The organism is Ihubacter sp. rT4E-8, from assembly GCF_049852125.1.
Taxonomy (GTDB): Bacteria; Bacillota; Clostridia; order Peptostreptococcales; family Anaerovoracaceae; genus Senimuribacter.
In genome coordinates this window covers 769460-786765 of the sequence record NZ_CP187532.1, presented here as the reverse complement: position 1 = coordinate 786765, position 17306 = coordinate 769460, and the positions used below count along the sequence as shown (strand labels likewise).

Sequence of the window (17306 nt, the reverse complement as noted above, 5' to 3'; positions counted from 1 at the left end):
TTTTTCGATTGAACGTTCAATAAATATTTTATAGCACAAATTTTCAGATTTGTCAATGCGGAAGTTGTTGTATGGCAAGGCAAGCCCATGAAAAGAGTTTGCAGCCATTGGCCCTGACAAAAGTTTCGTTTTTGTAGGATTTTGTCAGCAACATAGAAATGTAAAACCATGCAAAACCTTTTCATGCGCTCACCATGCCAAGAAGGATTTGCTCACAAAAAAACTTGCCGATATCCAGCTTTATATCTGAATATCAGCAAGAGTTTTGAAAATACCATTCGTGTAACAAATTTACTTGCAAACCCGTATGACCACTGTTTTTCTTCAACTTGCCATCTTATTCGAACTCGACTTTTCCTAACTAACACCATTTAGTATTTATTCTCTGCCGAGTTTATATATCTTTCAACTATATAATACATTAATATAATCGTTCCTATATTAGATAATATTATTGTTTCGTTACCACCGTTAATAGGGCTTGCTCTGTAACTGCGGATAATAGCTATATGTTCCAGGTTAAATTATAAGTGGTTTTATTATAAAATCAACTGATTGCTTCCGTATCTTCAATGAGATTTTTCTTTAGTGCTTCAATCGAATCTTGGTTCTTTTTCAAAAGTTCTAACTGCCTGTAGGCCTTTTCCCTTAATATTTTTAGCCTCTCGATTTTAGGTACTTCCTGCCTTATTAAATCAGCATTGGTATCTTCCAGATTGATAAGAACAACCAATTCCTCTGCTGAAGCAAAATCTCTAATATTAGGTGTTTTTCCGCTTATCCCCCTTTCGTTTCTCCATTGTGCCGCCGTTTTTCCAAACAAGGCCATATTAAGAATATCTGCTTCTGAAGCATATGTATATGACATCTCCTGTGGAGATAATGTTGGCGTTATCAAAAATTCCTTTACCGCATCCGTATGGATACGATAATTTATTTTTGAAAGTTCCCTTTTTACATCCCATCCAATCGCTAATCTGTTTGCTTCGTCTTTCTTTAATCGCTGATAGTCCTTGATAATATAGAGTTTAAATTCTGGAGAAATCCACGAAGCAAATTCAAAAGCAATATCTGTATGAGCATAAGTGCCTCCATATCTCCCCGATTTTGATATAATACCGATTGCATCTGTTGCTTTTATCCATTGCTGCGGTGTCAATGTAAACGCATTATCTCCCGACTTTGCTTTAAACCTATCGAATTCGATAGGTTTAAAATTAGGATTGTGGATTTGTTCCCACAAACCCAAAAACGAAATTGTGGAATGATTGCGCATCCAGTTCGCAACCACAATAAAAGCATTGTCCGGATTTTTATATTTTGCGATATCCGTCAGTGAAATATAAGCGTCCTCATTAACAACATCGCCCATTACTCTGATTTCTGTTCCGTTAGCGTCTATTTTCATATTTCTCATACATCTCCCCCTTCTTTCTACATCATGCTTGCCCAAATACCATATTGATTCCGATTAAATATTTCATCATTCGAACTCTATCGTTCCAGGCGGCTTCCCCGTACAATCGTAGAACACCCGGTTCACATGCTCCACCTCGTTGATGATTCTGGTGGTCACCTTTTCGATCAAATCCCAAGGCAGTTTCGCCGCCTCAGCAGTCATGAAATCGCTGGTGGTCACTGCGCGAAGCGCCACGGCGTAATCATAGGTTCGGAAGTCGCCCATGACGCCCACAGAGCGCATGTTGGTCAGCGCCGCAAAGTACTGATTAACTTCTTTATCAAGATCGGCAGCCGCAATCTCCTCTCTGTAAATCGCGTCGGCGTCCTGTACCATCTTTACCTTCTCAGCAGTGACTTCACCGACGATACGAATTCCTAGTCCCGGACCTGGGAATGGTTGACGGAATACCAGATATTCCGGAATGCCAAGCTCCAGCCCCGCGCGGCGTACCTCGTCCTTAAACAACATCCGAAGTGGTTCAATGATTTCTTTGAAATCCACATAATCCGGAAGCCCGCCTACGTTGTGATGGCTCTTAATTACCGCGGAATCGCCTAATCCCGATTCGATGATATCGGGATAAATCGTGCCCTGCACCAGGAAATCCACCGCGCCGATTTTCTGCGCTTCCTCCTCAAAAACGCGGATAAACTCTTCGCCGATGATTTTCCGCTTTTCCTCGGGCTCGGTTACCCCTGCCAGTTTATCATAAAACCGCTGCTGCGCATTCACTCTAATAAAATTCAAATCATAGGGACCGTCAGGACCGAAGACCGCTTCCACCTCGTCGCCTTCATTTTTACGCAGAAGACCATGATCCACGAAGACACAGGTAAGCTGTTTTCCGATAGCCTTGGACATCAGCACCGCCGCCACCGAAGAATCCACACCGCCGGACAGAGCGCACAGCGCTTTGCCGCTGCCCACCTTGCGGCGAATTTCAACAATGGTATGTTCCACAAAAGAATCCATCTTCCAGTCGCCGCTGCAGCCGCACGGACCGTACACAAAGGAAGACAAAACTTCTGTCCCCTGCACGGAATGCGTCACCTCCGGGTGAAACTGCACTGCGTAAAGATTCTTCTCCGGGTTTTCCATAGCCGCAACCGGGCATACCGGCGTGCTTGCGGTGACCGTAAAGCCTGCCGGCGCTTTCGCAATGTAATCGGTATGGCTCATCCACATGATGGTGGCATCGTCCACGTCTCGCAAAATGCCATCTTTGCCGCAAACGGTAATCTCCGTCTTTCCGTATTCGCTGACCGGCGCCGTTTCTACCGTGCCGTCAAGGGCCCACGCCATCAACTGGGCGCCGTAGCAGATGCCCAGAATCGGAATGCCTGCGCTGAACAGCGCTTTGTCATAGTGGGGAGACTCCATATCGTATACGCTGTTGGGACCTCCTGTCAAAATGATACCTTTCGGTTTTTTTGCCACCAGCTCCGCCAGCGGCATTGTATAAGGGTGTACCTCGCAGTACACCCCGGCTTCACGAACCCGGCGGGCAATCAATTGATTGTACTGCCCGCCGAAATCTAAAACAATAATCAGTTCTTTGTTCATTTCCTGCTCCTTTTATTTAGATAGTGCTCTTAAATTGTCTGTAACGAGGCGGCAAAGCAATGAGCACCGGAGCATACTAGGCGTATGTGGCGGTAAAACACACTAAATTGAAATTTAGGTGTTTTTCGCATGAGACCAGCCATCGGATTTTTACAAATCCGGGCTAGGGCTTCAAGGAGCGAAGTGCTGCTGCCAACAAAGTTACAGGCAATTTTGAGTGCTATCTGATTGCGTTCTGGGAACTGTCACGCAATATTACATCATGAGCGCCGCCCTCTACGATAGAAGTTGCGGAAACCAACGTCAGTTTCGCGTTCTCCTGCAGCTCCGGAATCGTCAGGACACCGCAGTTGCACATGGTGGATTTCACTTTGTTCAAAGACAAAGTTACGTTATCGTGGAGAGAACCTGCGTACGGCACATAGGAATCCACGCCTTCCTCAAACTTCATTCTCGGATCACCGCCAAGGTCGTAACGCTGCCAGTTACGAGCGCGATTGGAACCTTCACCCCAATATTCCTTCACATAATTTCCGTTGATGTTCAGCTTGTTAGTCGGGGATTCGTCAAATCTGGCGAAATATCTGCCCAGCATGATAAAGTCTGCACCCATCGCCAGCGCCAGCGTCATATGATAATCATAAACGATACCGCCGTCGGAACAAATCGGCACATACACGCCTGTCCGCTTATAGTATTCATCTCTCGCGGCTGCGACTTCAATAACCGCAGAAGCCTGCCCACGACCGATACCCTTTTGTTCTCTTGTGATACAAATAGAACCTCCGCCGATACCGATTTTGACAAAATCTGCGCCTGCATCCGCCAGGAAATTAAATCCGTCGCGATCAACCACATTGCCAGCGCCGATTTTTACCGTGTCGCCGTAACGCTCGCGAACCCATTTGATCGTATCGAGCTGCCACTCGGAGTAGCCCTCAGATGAGTCGATACAAAGCACGTCTGCTCCTGCATCCACCAAAGCCGGGATTCTTTCCTCATAATCACGGGTATTGACGCCTGCACCCACCACATATCGTTTATGTGCATCCAAAAGCTCATTTGGATTTGATTTATGGTTATCATAGTCTTTTCTGAATACAAAGTGCGTCAGTCTCTGTTTGTCGTCAATAACAGGCACCGCATTCAGCTTGTTGTCCCAGAGAATATCATTTGCTTCGCTGAGAGTACAACCATCCTTTGCGTAAATCAGTTTTTCAAACGGCGTCATAAACTCGCTGATCTTGGTATTCGTATCCATTCTGCTGACACGGTAATCTCTGCTGGTTACAAGGCCCACAATTTTGCCGTCTGCCGTACCGTCTTCTGTAATCGCGATAGTAGAATGTCCAGTTCTCGCTTTCAGTTCCAGCACATCGGCCAAGGTCTGATCCGGACGCAAATTCGTGTCGCTCTTTACAAACCCCGCCTTATAGGACTTTACCTTTCTGACCATTTCTGCCTGACTCTCAATGGTCTGAGAACCAAAGATAAAAGAAATTCCACCCTCTTTAGCAAGTGCAACAGCCATTTTATCGTCAGAAACGGCCTGCATCACCGCGGAAACCAGTGGAATATTTGCGGACAGTGAAGGTTCTTCACCCTTCTTAAATTTTACAATAGGGGTTTTCAGGCTAACATTCTCAACTCTGCATTCCTTTGATGAATAGCCTGGTACTAATAAATATTCGTTAAAAGTTCTTGATGGTTCGTCAAAATAATGAGCCATTAGGGTATTCTCCTCTCCTAAAATAATACTACAAAACAAATTACTTATGAAAACGAGCGGCTTGTCTTTCTTCGGGCCGCCCCAGTGTTTCCAATTATTTTATACCATTTACTAGCCTTTTGCAAGGGCGTATTTGCACCTTTTCAATCATTTTTTAATAAATATTTTTTTCACAAAGTATCAGCGCGCCTATTTCTTCTCCTTTCTTGCAGTTTACACAAATACGTCAAACCAGTTTGTATTGCCAATTGTGTCTTCTCCAAAAAATTCCACATAATCAACAATCAATTCCTCCACCGATTCATCCACTTCAAAAATCAGCGTGCCGCTTTTGGTTTCACCTGCCGCCAGCATAGCTTCATCAGGATACATTGCCGCGTCAAAGCTGTCCATAGTATCCACAATTCCACTATCCATATCCGGCGCCACGTAGCCGATAAAGTCATAGTTTCCAATTTCATATTCTTCATCAGTCGTATTGGTGACAGAAACATGCACAACCACATATTTTTTCCCTTCTTTTGCAGTCTTCCCATAAATTTCTTTTTCCGTACGAACCTCTGAGATCGTCCAGTCAAAGAAATTGTTGGACAGAGTGTCGCCTACCATACCGGTCGTCAGCTCGCCCGCGTAAATTTTCGCGTCCTTTGCCTCCTGCAGGAGCGAACCGTATTCCCTTTTTGCAGATTCACCATTAGACTGTTTCTCACCGCTGCATGCTGTAAAAGCCAGTATCAATATAATACACAAACCTACAATTATATATCTTTTTCTCATCTTTCTTCCTCACAGTATTTTCTTCAATTCTTCTAAAGCTTCGGTCAGAGACCCTTTGATCATCCACACCTTCGCCAACGTTTCCTCATCAGGCTGTACCATGTCCGGTATCATAACGGCCCGCAACCCCGCGGCACAGGCAGAACTGATACCTGCCGGCGCATCCTCAAAAGCAATAGCCTCCGCAGGAGAAATGCTGATTGCCGCACAGGCTTTTTGATAAATTTCCGGATTCGGTTTGCTTTTTTTCACCATATTTCCGGAAACCAGGCCATCAAAATAGGATTCAATCCCGGCTCTGCGCAAACTGTCTCGGGCGTAGTCCTCTGATGATGAGGTGGCGAGTCCCACTGCCATTCCCTGCGCCCTGGCAAAATTTAAAAGCTCTGGAACTCCTGGTTTCATCGGCATCCCCTCTTTATCCACAATTTCCATAAAACTGCACGCTGCCTTTTCCTGAAACATCTCATAAGGAAAATCCTCTCCATAAATTTCTTTAAAATATACCGCACGCCGCGCCCTGTTAAACCCAATGGTATGATAAATCTGCGCGCCAATGTCCGGATAGCCCAGTTCTGCGCCAGCCGCATACCAGCTGCGCTGTACGATCCGCTCCGAATCAAAAAGCAGACCATCCATATCAAATACAAACCCTTTGATCATACATACTCCTTGCCGTTTATTGCTCTTATTTTATCATGGTTTATTGTTCATTACAATCAAACTTTCACATCCCCTCACAGCAAACACGAAAACAAACTTCTATTACAAAGGACAGCGGTCAGAAAAATCTGCCCCTTTTTGCGCTCAAATACCATAAAAAGGGGCGGATTTAAAATGCGCATTAGCTGTACACATCCTTTTTTGTTTCAAAAATAGCCGAAAGGGGCGGATTTCGGCTGGCATCAACCTACAGCTTCATCGGAATCAGAAATTTATGGAATATAATGGAATCATTCAGCTAACAACCGTGCTTTGCAATCGCAAAATGTCATTTTTTCCTTTTTTGATTGAATTGGCAATCTACTCCTCCGCGCTGCGGTTGCGGCACGCCGATGAAACGCCCCTTTCCTCTGATTTCAAGAGAATTTAGGGCGCCTTGCGAAATCAGAAGATAAAAGCGCGCCCTTTTCATGATAAATATTACAAAAAAAGGACGCAGCTGGTTCAAGTCCCGGCAGCATCCTGCGCTCTAATCCTTATAATGGTTATTAGATTTATCAAAGATCGTTTCTGCAGAAACAAAAAATTCCAAATTAGCAATCGCTTAATTCGGATTTTTTTACAGTTCATTGTGAACTGTAATTTCATTTACCAGTTTTGCGCAAAAACGCGTATAACTATAATCTTAAAAAAAGAACTAAAAAGAGGGAGGAATTCTTAAAATGAAGAAATTTTTAACAGTGCTTCTTGCATTGTCAGTTGTCTTCACTTATAGCTTCAGCGCTGTAGGAACTGCTTTTGCAGCAACGCCAAGCGCTTCAGAAAAGGAGTCTTTAGAAGCTTTCACTGAGGTTGTTGAAGCTGCAAAAAAGGCTATCGCGTACGATGGTTATAAGTACATGAAGACAGACGACGATGCCAACGGAGTTATTTCCGAATCAGTAGTAAATGCCGGTATCGATGACTTGGTCATCAAATATACTGAAAAGCTTTCCAAAGTTACAAGTAACTGGGACAACGAATGGTCTGCTGTAAATACCGTCGAAGGGTTTCATGATGAGCTATTCGAAGGCCCTACACGAACTTATGAAAAGCTGCTCAAAGCTCAATTTGATATCGACAAAGCAGCAGCAGAAGCAGCTTTGGATCCTGAATTAAAGGGATATACAGATGCTGCAAAACAAGCTATCAAAAATCAAATTTCTACTCTGAAAACGAGCAAATTTGATGTAGCAGTAAATGCTTTCTCTGCGCCGACCGCAACAGTTGAGAATAAAGCAAACGCCATCAAGTCATTAAGAACTGATGTTGTAAAGGCAATGGCTGATTTCCTGAAAACACAGCCTACGGTTGCTGATAGCACACAGAAAGTAGCTGATGCAAAGAAAGCAGCTGTCAAGACATTAGGTACAATGTCAGATGCTTTTATTGATGCAGTTGGAGCCGCAACTGCAACTAATGCAACAGAAATTGCTCAGCAGAAAACTGTAATTAACGATGTAGCAAAGATGGTTAATTTCTTTGAGGATCAGATTGAGGCAGCAGCCGCAGATGAAAATGCAGTAACTAAAATCAATGATGTTGAAAATGTCATTAAAATCACCTTCGCAACAACAGCTGCTTCGATATTCAACGCTGAATTTTATAATGATTTAGCGATACTGGATAATGTTGATCTTCTGAAAAATTACGCGAAAGAATTGGCTGATGCGAAAAAAGCTGAGAGAAAAGCAGACGGCACTCTAAAATATGCTGCAAAAGATGTAGAAAAGGCTTATAATGACGTTCTCGAAGCAATTTCTGTTGCAGCCTATGCCGATATCAAAAGCAGCAGCAACACACTGGTAAAAAGTCTGGTTGACAGCACAATGAACCGTGTTATTGAACAGGAGTATCCTCTGCAGTCCTATAAAGAACAGCAGATTCTTTACATCACTGGTGAAGTAAAAACCGGTGTCAATAATGATACAACGTTTGCTGCATCCAATTGGTCTGGTGAAAGAAAAGCAAAAGTAATCGCTATTCAGATTAAAGCTGAAGAAGATATTCTTCTTGCGGATGATGTTGCCGATGTTGATGCAGTTGTTAAAAAAGCAGTTGCTGATATGGGAGCAATTTTAACTACTGCTGAAATCAATGCTCTGGAATCTACAACAGACGCCAGAATTGCCGCATTAGGTTACAGTGATGCATTTGGTAAATACTTTGATGCTGTTGTTGGTACCAAAGGATATTCTGTGAAAACAAAGCTTGATGCTGTTGAAAATGCAAAACAAGTTCTGAGAGATGCTGTTGTCGCAGCAGAAGATGCTGAGTTGACAAAAGCAGAAATCGATAAGATTGTCAAAGAAAACTACGATAAAGCTATTGCCGCATTAGTAAATGTTAAGTCCGATGCTGAACGTGCTGAAGCTGCAAAAGCAGTCGATGCTTTAATCGCAGCTCTGCCAAAAACAATCGAAATCGCTAACAAAGATGCTGTTCTTGCAGCGCAGAATGCTTATGAGGATTATCTTGGACTGCCAGGCGCGAATAAAATTGATGTTAAGAACAGACTCGCTCTCAGTGGTGCTCTTTCTGACTTAATTTATTTAGAAGCGACCGCAGTTAAAAACCAGATCCGTGCGCTTCCGGCTACCGTAACAGTTAACGATGCTGAAGCAATTGAAGCTGCAAGAGCAGCATTGGATGCTTTAGAAAACACTTATGGTGACTATACTGAATATGCAGGACCAGCCAATATTGCTAAGTTGGAAGCCGCTGAAGCTGCATTAGAAGCCGCGAGAGTTAAAGATGCTGCTGACAAAGTTGCTGCTTTAGGCGCAAATCCTACAAAGGAAGCTGTTGAAGCTGCAAGAGCTGCTTATGATGTATTATCTATCAGAAGCAAATTGAAATTCAACGAAGAACTTTATGCTGATCTGTTGAATGCAGAAAAGAAACTGGCAGTATCAGTTGAAACGCTGAAAATCGTTGCATCTTCCAAGGCTGTAAAAGGCAAGATCACGATCAAATGGAAGGTTAAGGGAGACGCTTCTGTAGCTGACGGATTCCAGGTATACAAGTCAAAGAAGTCTCAGAAGGGTTATAAGTTCATGGGCAAGACTAAAAAGCAGTACATGGACAATAAAAAAGGACTGAAGAAGGGTACTAGATACTTCTACAAAGTTAGAGCTTATAAGGTAGTTGACGGTAAGAAGCTGTACTCTGACTGGTCTAATAAGGCTAACAGAATCGCAAAATAATGGATTCCAAATTGCAGAACTACGAAGAAGGTCGGAATTTCCGGCCTTCTTTTCTTTAAATCCAAGCCGAGAATGAATTTACACTCACTATAGTGAATTTATATTCAATTGCAATTTTTGATTGCCGTTATTACACGAAAGACATAGAAACCCTGTAATTTCAACCTGAAACAAAAGTTTTTGTTCAAATCATTTTAGTACCTTTCTAGTACTAAAAGAGCTTTATTTTCGACAAAATCCTTCCCATATATTCACAATTTTCATGGCCCATAATTCTCAATCTTTTACAGATGTTTTTTGTTATATAATGGAATAACAGAGCTTATAAAATAATATCATCAAGGAGGAGTTATCATGCCAGCATATAAAAATCCCAATGGGACATGGTATGTGTCATTTTACTATCGCCACATGAATGGCAAAAACATCAAAAAGAAAAAAACAGGTTTTTCTACAAAAAAAGAAGCATTAAAGTGGGAAAGAAATTTCATTGAAACAAAATCAGGCAATGTAAATATTAGCTTTAAGGCTTTTGTCGATCTTTACACCCAAGACGTAAAGCCACGCATAAAGCATACGACATGGCTTACGAAGGAACGTATTATTCAGTTAAAAATCATTCCCTATTTCGAGGAAAAAATCGTGTCAGACATTACAGCGTCAGATATTGTTAAATGGCAAAATTTGATGATGAACTATCGTGACAATAAAGGTAAAGGCTATGCAGAAACATATTTACGCACTATCAATAATCAACTGAGTGCAATTTTCAATCACGCCGTGCGGTTATATAATTTACCAGAGAATCCTGTTCGCAAGGCAGGTAGCATGGGCGGCGAAAAAACCAAAGAAATGCAGGTTTGGACTAAGAGCGAATATCTGCGTTTTTCTCAGGCAATTAAAGATAATCCCGATTCGTTTTATGCATTTGAAATACTCTACTGGTGCGGGATACGTATCGGTGAATTGCAAGCCTTAACTGGAGCCGATTTTGATTTTGAGAAAAAGGTTTTAAATATAAATAAATCTTATCAAAGGCTTGAGAAAAAGGATTTTATTACTCCTCCAAAAACAGAAAAAAGCAATAGAATGATCGCGCTTCCGGACTTCCTTTGCGACGAAATGAAAAAGTATCTGCGGCGTAAGCGAAGAACCAATTCCAAAAAGAGAATATTCACCATGTCAAGAAACTTTTTGCATACAGAGATGAGCCGCGGCGCGCAGGCTGCAGGTGTAAAACGTATACGTATACATGATTTGCGTCATTCTCACGTTTCGCTGTTAATTTCTATGGGTTTTACACCTGTGGATATTGCCAATAGGATGGGACATGAAAGCATCGATATCACGTTGCATTATGCTCACATGTTTCCAAGCAGACAATTCGAAATGGCAGATCGCCTTAACACAGAATTTTCCAAAATTGAAGACAATATTTAAGGGTGAAAAGTACCAAAAAAGTACTGAAAGTAACGGTTCACTTTCTCATTGCCATTATTGAAATTGCAACGTTACTGCTGATATTGTTAAAATGCCTGAACAGATAAAAAATATTTATATTCATACTGAAATAATTATAACTATGCGATTTTGATGAGACTGTGAAAAAAAGTCTGTAAATAGGTAAAAGAAAAAGGCCTTCTATGGTAAAATCAAATTATCATAGGAGGCTTTTTAAAATGGCAAAGAAAAAGGAAGTATACAAGGTAAAACCACTGACAGAAGGAAAAAAGAACATCATTGCAGCATTACTGGAAGAATACGACATCGAAACAGCAGATGATATTCAGGAGGCCTTAAAAGACCTATTAGGTGGCACCATCAAATCCATGATGGAAGCTGAAATGGATGAACATCTCGGCTACGGTAACTATGAACGCAGTGACAGCGATAATTACCGCAATGGTACAAAATCTAAAAAAGTACGCAGTAACTATGGAGAGTTTGAAATCAGTGTACCACAAGACAGGAACAGTACGTTCGAACCACAGGTAGTAAAAAAGCGTCAAAAGGATATCCCTGAGATTGATCAGAAAATCATCAGCATGTATGCAAGAGGGCTTACCACAAGACAAATCTCAGAACAGATTGAAGAAATCTATGGATTCGAATGTAGTGAAGGTTTTATCTCTGATGTAACAGATAAGATTCTGCAGGAAATTGATGACTGGCAGAAACGCCCTCTAGACGAAATCTACCCAATCATTTTCATTGATGCGGTACATTTTTCAGTCAGGGAAGATAATCAGATTAGAAAACTGGCAGCTTATGTAATTTTAGGATATACTCTGGACGGGATGAAAGATGTCATTCATCTTGAAATTGGAGAGAATGAGAGCAGCAAATACTGGCTAGGTGTACTAAACAGCCTAAAAAATCGAGGAGTCAAGGATATCATGGTCATCTGTGCAGATGGACTTAGCGGGATCAAAGAAGCAATTCAAGCAGCCTATCCGGATACGGAGTATCAAAGATGCATTGTACACCAAATACGCAATACGCTGAAATATGTGTCCTACAAAGATATGAAAGCTTTTGCCGGAGATTTGAAATCAATCTATCTGGCACCGGATGAGAAACAAGGATATGAAGCATTGCAAATTGTAACAGAAAAGTGGAATGATAAATATCCAAACGCGATGAAGATCTGGGAGAAGAACTGGGATGTATTAACGCCCATCTTCAAATTCTCTATAGATGTGAGAAAGGTGATTTATACGACGAATGCCATCGAAAGTCTGAACAGTACCTACAAGAAATTGAATCGGCAGCGCACAGTATTCCCAAACGACAAGGCACTATTGAAATCACTGTATCTTGCAACCTTACAAGCAACGAAGAAATGGACACAGTCTTTAAGAAACTGGGGTAAAGTTTATGGAGAATTTTCCATCATGTATGGGGATCGTTTTCCTGTTTAATACAAAATAAAAGCATGCAAGGACTCCTTCAGAGAAAGGAGTCCTTGACATGGCTAAAAACATGTATTATATTATTTTCAACTAAGAACTATTGAAATTTCAAAGGTTTCATAGTTTCAAATTACCATAGAAGGTAATTTACAGACTTTTTTTCACAGTCTCAGATTTGATAAGAGATTTTTTAAAGAAACGAGCGCTTTATCCGTGAGATCAACGATTTGTAAAATATCTTTTTTACTGTTTCATCTCGATGTAGATGACAAAGCGGAACTGACAGCGAAGCGAGAACAGTTCATGAAAAATCGTTGAAACCGTCTCTTGTAATACTGAAAGCTACTAAAAAAGAAGGCCGGAATTCCGGCCTTCTTCATTGATTACATGAAGTATCTAGTCAATTATTTAGCAATTCTGTTAGCCTTATTGGAGTAATCGGAGTAATAAGTCTTACCATCAACTACCTTGTAAGCTCTAACCTTGTAGAAGTATCTAGTACCCTTCTTCAGATCCTTTTTGTTAGCCATGGACAGCTTCTTAGTTTTACCTATGAATTTGTATCCACTGTTAGCCTTCTTGGATTTGTAAACTCTGTATCCGTCAATACCGGATGCATCGCCCTTTACAGTCCATTTTACAGTGATCTTACCCTTCGCAGCTTTGGAGGAAGCCTTGACCTTCAGGGACTCTACAGCTTTGATTTGAGCAGCTTTTTCTTTTTCTGCTGCTTTCTCTAATTCCTTTTCTGCAGCAATCAATTCTGCAATTCTAGCAGAGTCTGTAGAGAAATCATTTCTAGCATCTCCAAGAACGCCACTGTCTGGATCACTGTATTCTGCTACATATGCATCATATAATGCTCTTGCAGCTTCTACTGCTTCCTTATCAGCCATTGTGATATTAATTGGAAGTGCATCAATAGCATTAAGAATTGCTTTCTTTTCGATTCCCTTGATAGTATCTAACGCTAACTTAACTTTATCATACTGCGCATTATTGGTTTTATATGTGGCCTCGGATTCACCGAAAATGTCTGTTGCTAAGTCGTTGTAAGCAACCATTTTATCCATTGCGGCCTTAAATGCGTCTTTATTTTCCACTTTTGCATTAATACCTGCTGGTAAAGCTAAAACAGCATCTGTAATCTCTTTTTGCAAAGCGGCTTTCAGAGCAGCAATTTTAAGATTGAGTGAATATTCATTCTTAACACCAGATCCGCCTTTTTCCTTAAACGTATCTAATGCTTCTTTCGCAGCTGCAATAGCGTCCTTATCAGCAACTGTAACTGTTGCAGGTAATGCAGCAATCAATCCTTCAACAGCAGCTTTTTCTGTATCGAGTGCAGTCTTTGTAGGGAGCGCTTTTACTGCAGCACATGCTGTACTGTAAAGTGCTTTTACATCTGCTTCGGTTCTTGCACCCTGCTTAGCATACCAAGTATTCCAAGAAGCAGCTGTTACGGTACTGGTTACACCTAACATTGCCTTATATGCAGCATCAAAAGTAGCTTCGTTATTTCTCTCTACTTTTACTAATGCAACATAGTTAGATAATCCACCATTATATGCAGCGCTAACCCATCCTGCAATTTTAGAATCAACAATATCAGCTTTGTCAATTTTTGCAAGGGCTTTCTCCAAGTCAGCGTGATCCTTTGCATCATCTAACTCATCTGCAGTAGTTGCAGCTTGAATCTTTGCAATCTTAGCATCATACAGAGCTTTTACCTGCTGATACTCTTTATCATAGTAAGTGTTTCCTTTATCATCTGCATTAAGTTCTTTTTCCGCCAATTCTGCTTTTAAAGCGGCTATAGCAGCAGCAGCAGTAAAGGCATCTGCTTCGCCTACAACGTTACAGTTATCTTTAATCAGTGTTTCTGCCTTTTCAGGTCCGCCTACACCAGGAACTGTAACGACAGAAGAAGTGACTGTAGTATCTGTTACATAATAAATTTTCTTTGCTTCAGCTAAAACAGCCTGAATCTTATCTGCGTCTCTAACCAATTTGCCTTTATTGTCAACTTCTGCAGCAAGCTTTTTCGCATAGGTTTCTAGTGTAGCGTATGCTTCAATATTTGCTTTAGCATGATTGTTTGCTGCAACTTTTGCATGTGCTGCTTTCTCTTGCGCATCATCACCATCAATTACAACCTTAACATTGTCAATCTTTGCTTTGTCTGCATTTTCAATCTGATACAGAACTACAGTTTCAAAACTAGCGGCAAAAGCCTGAGCGTTTGCTTTATCTGTTGCACTTGTTAAAGTAACAATACCTTCTTTTAAAGCAGCTAATTCGCTTGCTAATGCGGCTTTCTTTGCTGCCTTCTTTGCAGACAGAGATTCATCAGCGATTGCATCATCATCGGTAGTCATAACTGTTACAGGTTTACCGTCAACAGTGAAGGTTTTTCCCGTTAAAGCATAAGAAATTGCTTGCTTAGTAGGATCATTTACATTATACGTTTTACCAAATAATGAAATCTGATTGCCTGTTGCAGTACCATTCGCTCTGTTGGCATAGCTACCATAGCTTTCTTCTGTTTCGCCAGTCGCAGGTGTATAAGCTCTGTCTGAGATCTTACCCAATTTACCAAAAGCAAGTGCAACAGCCGCAGCATCATCTGTTGCTGTAATTGTAACGCTGTTTACTGCTGCTTTCTGTTCTTCAATGAATTGTTCAACATATTCTTTGCTTGTAGTTTTGTCCTCAGATGCGACAGCCTTTGTTGAATAAACAGAAGTATTAACGCCAGCAATGGCAGTTAAAAGCGCCTGTTTGTATGCTTCAAATGCTGTTCTATACGCCACATCTTTAGAACCGGAACCATCCGTCGCAGTTGTTTCCTGAATACCAGTTAAGATGTCAGCAGCATTCATAGTCGGAGCATCGCCAACAGCCGGTGCATCGGTTGCAAGAATATCACCTTTTGCAACTGCAAACAATGCAACTAAGGATGTTACAGTAGCATCTGTTCCTAACTTATCAAATAAGCCAATTAATTCTTGTGCTCTTGCGGTGATTAAAGCCTGCTGTGCTTCATCATATGCTTTTGCTGCAGATAACCAAGCCTCTTTGGAAATTGGATATCCACCATCAGCGGTAGTATCTTCCAGTTGCTCAATTGCATTCTGATATGCAGCTTTGTATGTAGTAGTTACCTGATTAGCAGCTTTCCATACATCAGAAGCATATTGATCTGCGTTTGTGCTGGCAAAAGCAGTTCCTACAGCGCTGAAGCTATAAGTGAAGACAACTGACAATGCAAGAAGCACTGTTAAAAATTTCTTCATTTTAAGAATTCCTCCCTCTTTTTAGTTCTTTTTTTAAGATTATAGTTATACGCGTTTTTGCGCAAAACTGGTAAATGAAATTACAGTTCACAATGAACTTCTATTGAAGTGAATTATATAGAAATGCAGACCTTTTTTTGATATAATAAACATAGTTATACGAAAGGAGCTGCATGGATGAAATTCACTTTGATGAATAAAGATCGGGAAATTGCCGCATTTAAAACGTATAGGAATCAATATGGTTCTGTTCGGATAAATAATATAAGAATTTTTGAGCCGGAGATGATGCCGGCAGCATATCATGGTGATATGCTGCAATTTGTTAACGGACGTAAAGCCCCAAAACATCGTAAGTATGTGCAAAGCATTCTTCAGCAGCTGGGCGCTGAAGATGTGGAGGGATTTATCCGGGTAAGTAATGCAGCCTCTCTAACTGATACTTTCTGGATCAGAGACGACGAACGGCCAAAGACCTGGGATCAGGTTTCGTTATACAGAAATGATTTTGATGAGAATATCGCCAGAATTGCTTTTGAAGGGGGACAAGCCCCACTTACTACGACTACACCGGAGCTGAGCGTGGACGGAAATTACGCAAAATGTTGGATTAAGGACTCTGACGGTCTGTATCTCCTGAAACGAGGCAGCGATACCTATGAAAGGGAAGTCTTTGCGGAGTATTATGCGTCTCAGCTGGCAGATTCACTTTGCACACACGCTGTCTGCTACGATCTAGTAACATATCATGGACACCTGGCGTCGAAATGCAAAATATTCACCAGCGAAGGGTTTGGCTTTTCACAAATGATGCATTACGTGGAAAACCCTTACGATGTTACTGTGCAAGAAGCGCTTGCCATCATCGAAAAATATGCCGATGGAGATGATTTTCGGCGTATGATGGTCCTTGACGCTTTAATTCTGAACATTGACCGGCATTTGGGGAATTTTGGATTTCTTCTTGACAACGATACGCAGCAACCGGTGTCTATGGCGCCTGTTTTTGATCATAACAGATCCATGCTGTTCAATCTAAATGACGAAAGATTTTTAGAACAGAATATGGATGGACTGATCGACCTTTATCCGCGACTTACTGGTGAATTCAATTTAAACGCCAATGAGATGTTGACCGATGCAATTAAAAATGATCTCCGAAATCTGGAAGGGTTCACCTTTAAACGCCATAGCCAATACAACTGGCCTGAGAAACGTTTGAAAAAATATGAAAGCTTTCTTAACACGCAGATTAACAAAATACTGGGAAGAAAAAAGCTATTTATCAGTAAATTTGAATGATGCTGCAGAAAAACGTAAATTTCGTAAAAAACCGAAGAAGAAGTGAATAATTTGTCATAATTTGTCAAAATTTGTAGGAATATAGGGCACGAATAGGGGTTCACAAAATTCGTCAATCTTCTATAATATACTTGTAGGTTTTGTGAAGGACGGTAAACATTATGGATGATATTGATATGCATATTGAAGCCATCGAAGACGCCTTATTGCGTTCAGGCGCGATTGTCGATGAATGGGATCATCTAATGCTTCGAGCGATTCTGGAGGATCGTATACCACCAGGGGGATTAGGTGTATATATGAAAAAACAGAAGCAAAAACAGATGAACCCATCAGCTGCAGAATGGTAAACCAATA

The 17306-nt window shown here is 41.2% G+C and carries 11 protein-coding genes; 5 read left to right on the top strand and 6 right to left on the bottom strand.

Features of this window, described 5'->3' with window-relative positions; translation table 11 throughout:
• Nucleotides 1-547: 547 nt before the first annotated feature.
• The 5 genes from ACPW7J_RS03890 to ACPW7J_RS03870 form a co-directional block, all read right to left on the bottom strand.
• Entirely contained in the window at nucleotides 548-1417 is an 870-nt protein-coding gene (locus ACPW7J_RS03890) for a KilA-N domain-containing protein (RefSeq protein ID WP_160203114.1), read from the bottom strand.
• Nucleotides 1418-1483: 66 nt separating this feature from the next.
• Nucleotides 1484-3025, bottom strand: coding sequence for a glutamine-hydrolyzing GMP synthase (guaA, locus tag ACPW7J_RS03885; protein ID WP_425756700.1), 1542 nt, complete (start codon nucleotides 3023-3025; stop codon nucleotides 1484-1486).
• A gap of 220 nt (nucleotides 3026-3245) precedes the next feature.
• Nucleotides 3246-4754 carry an IMP dehydrogenase gene (locus ACPW7J_RS03880; RefSeq protein WP_161873640.1) on the bottom strand — a complete coding sequence of 503 codons (1509 nt, stop codon included), beginning with the start codon at nucleotides 4752-4754 and terminating at the stop codon, nucleotides 3246-3248.
• Nucleotides 4755-4967: 213 nt separating this feature from the next.
• Nucleotides 4968-5531 carry a DUF4352 domain-containing protein gene (locus ACPW7J_RS03875; RefSeq protein ID WP_425756698.1) on the bottom strand — a complete coding sequence of 188 codons (564 nt, stop codon included), beginning with the start codon at nucleotides 5529-5531 and terminating at the stop codon, nucleotides 4968-4970.
• Nucleotides 5532-5540: 9 nt separating this feature from the next.
• Nucleotides 5541-6194 carry an HAD family hydrolase gene (locus ACPW7J_RS03870; protein ID WP_425756696.1) on the bottom strand — a complete coding sequence of 218 codons (654 nt, stop codon included), beginning with the start codon at nucleotides 6192-6194 and terminating at the stop codon, nucleotides 5541-5543.
• A 722-nt stretch (nucleotides 6195-6916) separates the two neighbouring features.
• Between ACPW7J_RS03870 and ACPW7J_RS03865 the strand changes: the two genes are divergently transcribed.
• The 3 genes from ACPW7J_RS03865 (at nucleotide 6917) to ACPW7J_RS03855 (ending at nucleotide 12360) form a co-directional block, all read left to right on the top strand.
• Nucleotides 6917-9439 (top strand): hypothetical protein, encoded by a 2523-nt coding sequence (locus ACPW7J_RS03865; protein ID WP_425756694.1) that lies wholly within the window; start codon nucleotides 6917-6919, stop codon nucleotides 9437-9439.
• A gap of 354 nt (nucleotides 9440-9793) precedes the next feature.
• Nucleotides 9794-10879 (top strand): tyrosine-type recombinase/integrase, encoded by a 1086-nt coding sequence (locus ACPW7J_RS03860; protein ID WP_425756692.1) that lies wholly within the window; start codon nucleotides 9794-9796, stop codon nucleotides 10877-10879.
• A 239-nt stretch (nucleotides 10880-11118) separates the two neighbouring features.
• Entirely contained in the window at nucleotides 11119-12360 is a 1242-nt protein-coding gene (locus tag ACPW7J_RS03855; protein ID WP_425756690.1) for an IS256 family transposase, read from the top strand.
• 395 nt (nucleotides 12361-12755) lie between these two features.
• Here the strand turns inward: ACPW7J_RS03855 and ACPW7J_RS03850 are convergent, their stop codons facing one another.
• Complete coding sequence (locus tag ACPW7J_RS03850) at nucleotides 12756-15647, bottom strand: fibronectin type III domain-containing protein (protein ID WP_425756688.1); 2892 nt, start codon at nucleotides 15645-15647, stop codon at nucleotides 12756-12758.
• Between the two features lie 177 nt (nucleotides 15648-15824).
• Here ACPW7J_RS03850 and ACPW7J_RS03845 point away from each other — a divergent pair, with 177 nt between their 5' ends.
• Together ACPW7J_RS03845 and ACPW7J_RS03840 are read left to right on the top strand one after the other, a co-directional pair.
• Complete coding sequence (locus tag ACPW7J_RS03845) at nucleotides 15825-16949, top strand: HipA domain-containing protein (RefSeq protein ID WP_425756686.1); 1125 nt, start codon at nucleotides 15825-15827, stop codon at nucleotides 16947-16949.
• A 161-nt stretch (nucleotides 16950-17110) separates the two neighbouring features.
• A complete protein-coding gene (locus ACPW7J_RS03840) occupies nucleotides 17111-17299 on the top strand; it encodes a hypothetical protein (protein ID WP_161873389.1) in 189 nt (62 codons plus the stop codon).
• Nucleotides 17300-17306: the final 7 nt, after the last annotated feature.